The organism is Mesorhizobium sp. M7A.F.Ca.AU.002.02.1.1 (genome assembly GCF_003998535.1).
GTDB classification, from domain to species: domain Bacteria; phylum Pseudomonadota; class Alphaproteobacteria; order Rhizobiales; family Rhizobiaceae; genus Mesorhizobium; species Mesorhizobium ciceri.
Map to the genome: position 1 here is coordinate 1 of NZ_RZPB01000730.1, position 3,005 is coordinate 3,005.

Annotated in this window: 2 protein-coding genes and 1 pseudogene; all 3 read right to left on the reverse strand. The window is 60.4% G+C overall.

Annotated features, from left to right (window positions below; genetic code table 11):
• Positions 1–214: 214 nt before the first annotated feature.
• Positions 215–967 carry an AAA family ATPase gene (locus tag EN879_RS30250; RefSeq protein ID WP_127224613.1) on the reverse strand — a complete coding sequence of 251 codons (753 nt, stop codon included), beginning with the start codon at positions 965–967 and terminating at the stop codon, positions 215–217.
• A complete protein-coding gene (locus EN879_RS30255) occupies positions 964–2,313 on the reverse strand; it encodes a hypothetical protein (protein WP_063170575.1) in 1,350 nt (449 codons plus the stop codon). Before EN879_RS30255 ends, EN879_RS30250 begins: the two co-directional genes overlap by 4 nt.
• Positions 2,271–3,005: pseudogene (locus tag EN879_RS30260) on the reverse strand (hypothetical protein); the annotation flags it as partial. The pseudogene EN879_RS30260 and the gene EN879_RS30255, both read right to left, overlap by 43 nt.

The following is a 3,005-nucleotide window of genomic DNA, read 5'->3' on the forward strand; positions in this document are numbered from 1 at the left end:
CTTAAGGTCAGTCGGGAATTGATGTCGTTGGGGCACATTGGTAACCTGTTGTCCAAAGGGCATTAGTAACCTCTTTGGGCGAAAGCGGCGGGATATCATCCACTTAGAAGTCCGGCCGACGACAGATAATTCTGGACTCTTGCCCCTCACGACGACAAATAATTCCGGACATCACACCGGTGTGCAGTCCGGAATTATCTGTCGCTGTCCGGAATTAAGCCGATCTTCGGAGGTCGTCGCCGCGCTCGTGCAAAAGCTTGAGCGCATGGCTGCCGCACGACACGACACGAAGCGTGGTCTCGATCCGAGAAAGACGAATGCTGCCAACGCCATTGGTAACGGCAGCGCAGTTCTGAAGGAGGTGGCAAAGCGCGCGAAGCGAGGTGTTCTCACCGTAGATAACAATCGCTTCGTAGGCGTCGGCTCCCTCAACGTTGTTTTCGGCGCCGATCCTTATGCAGTCCTCCCGCGTCGGCTGCCCGATCTCGAAACGCATGCCGATGCGGCTTTCGATCTGATCCATAGCGTGGATATCACGCCTCGTGCCCGCCAACCGATGGGTGTTGCCGGCGAGCAGTAAAGCGAAGCCGCAGCGCTCCTGAAGATGCAGCAGCTCCCGCAAAACAGGGGGCGTGAAGTTCTGATATTCGTCCACGAGCAACGGACGCGTCGGGCCGCATCGGGCGCCCAAAAAGTTCATGCAATCCTTGGCAAGATCATATGTGTGCTTGCTGTCCCTTTGGACGCCGTACGCGTCATGCAGCATCAGGAACATCGGCCTAATAGCCTTGGTATGCTGCGCAACCTCACAATAGGCAGCTCCGCTTTGGGCGGCTATCCAGTTGAGCGCTACGGTCTTTCCGAGTCCGGCTTTGCCGACCGCAAGCACCGGATATCGCATCTTGACCGCCGTATCGAAGGCAGCCCGCACGGTGAGCGCAGCCCGGGTTTCAACGAATATCGTCATCCGACGATCCTCTTCACCAAGTCCATCTGAGCGGCCATGCGCTCGTCCTGTTCGCGTCGGCGCTCTTCAGGGATCAACGGCTTCTTCGGCATCAGAATCCGCGCCGGCCGCTGAGACGGGTCGAATGATACTTTGCCCGCCGGCTCGTTGGGGATGACTTCAGATTGATCCTGACCAAGCGCCATCAGCCGAGCTGCAACGTCGATTTTCGGGACCGAGCGGCCCATCTGCACAATCGCATCGCGGTGCGCCTTTGCTCGTGCTGCCGTGCTTTGGGCGCCACGATGATCAAGTGGATGAAGTGGGACATCGGGGGTTGCGATCCCGAGCCTTTTACCCTTCATGTCCAGCACAAGCAGCTCTGCCGGCGCATGATAGACCGGGTCGCAGACCAGCACCTTGTCGTGCGTGTACTGCCACAACTCTTCGCAGGACAACCGACGCCCACGGAGTTGGATCGCGCCTTGAATGATGGTGCGCTCGACCCGGCGCGCGACTGCAGCGCGGACCTCGTCCTGGCTCATGCTGATTGCTGACCAGCCCGCAACCACGTGCTGTTGAAAAGTGGTGTTGGGCGAATGCCCCTTGAGGCCGCTCTGCTTTCCCGTAGGCATGCTGTGATAGGCCTTCAGGAGACCGAAGAACGCCGGAACGAAATCTTCGAAGGTGCCATAGGGCGCAACCGTCCGGCCGATCGCCTCCTGGCGCTTGTTCATACGGTTGCCGGAAATCCAGCCCGGTAGCGTGCTCAGATAGCGTGGCTCGAAGTCGCCGAACCAGCGTTCAATGGGCTTTGCCGAGTCGTTGTAGGGCAAGGCATTGACAACTCGCATCGAGCGACCCGGCCCATGGAACCCGGGCACCATCAGTGTCATGGCGTCGTCGAGGTACGTCGCGAACCCGTATTCATTGCCGTTGTCGATATAGAGAGCTTCAGGCAGGCCGAAGGCTGGATGATCCACCATGGCCGCAAATACTTCGATCACATCACGGTTGTTGACGCCGCCGCGCGTGTCGAATGCGATCAAATCACACCAAACGCGGCCAGTCGCCCAGTCGAGGAACCCGATCAGGCCGACGATATTTTGGTCGAGATCGGCGGATCTGCTGACGATCGAGTCTAGCGACTCCGCCGTGTCGCTGGTCGGTTCGGGCAGCTTGAGCGGCAGCAGGACAGCCAGCCAGTTCTCCAGCAGAGCAGTTGTCGCTCCCTGTTCGGTCACACCGACGGGAAGCACACGGCAAACCTTGGTCATCGCATCAAGCGTGGCGGCGGAGGGTTTGGGCCCGACAAGGATCGTGGTCAGGGGACGTTTGGAGCGGGTGACGTCGAGCGCGCGCGCCACCCCTTCCACCTTGCGGAGGATCTTCTGTTCGGTGTCGAACGCCGTGTCAGCGACAAGGATGAGATCGGGCGACGGGCTTTCGCCGACGAGGGCGGCTGGAAGGTCGAACGAAAGGCCGGCGATCGACAGCGGGACTGACAGAGGGCGGTAACCCCTGCGGCCCCGTCCCGGAACATCGTCATCGTGCGCGAGGCGTGGTCGACGAATTTGCGGACGAACTGCAGCCGATCGCCATTGTCGAGGGTCGCCAGATGGTCCCGCAGTGCCACCACTCCCTGTTGCAGAGCCGCGCGCGCGGCGGGGTCGAGGTTACCCTGGACCGTGTCGACCATGACCTGCATCTTGTCGGCGATGACCGAGAGGACGAGCGCGAGCAAAAGCGGGTTGGCGTATGCTCTGACGAGCGACTGCTCGTTGATCTGGTCGCGGGTCGCCGCCGTATAGGTCTCCGGATAGACGTTCTTGAGTAGCCCCTCCTGGTCGGCGCCGACCTGTTCTCCCGAGAAGACGAAGCTGGGCTTGTTTCCGGGCCAGGGCCAGCGCATCACCGATTCCGCCTTGGCGAAGAAGGCCTGGATATTGGAGTCCTGGGCCGACAGGCCCATCATGATGGTCGGCTTCGAAACGGCAATATCGAGCAGACGGTTGATCACGGCTTGATTTTCGGGTGCGGCGGCCCAACGGTTGATTTG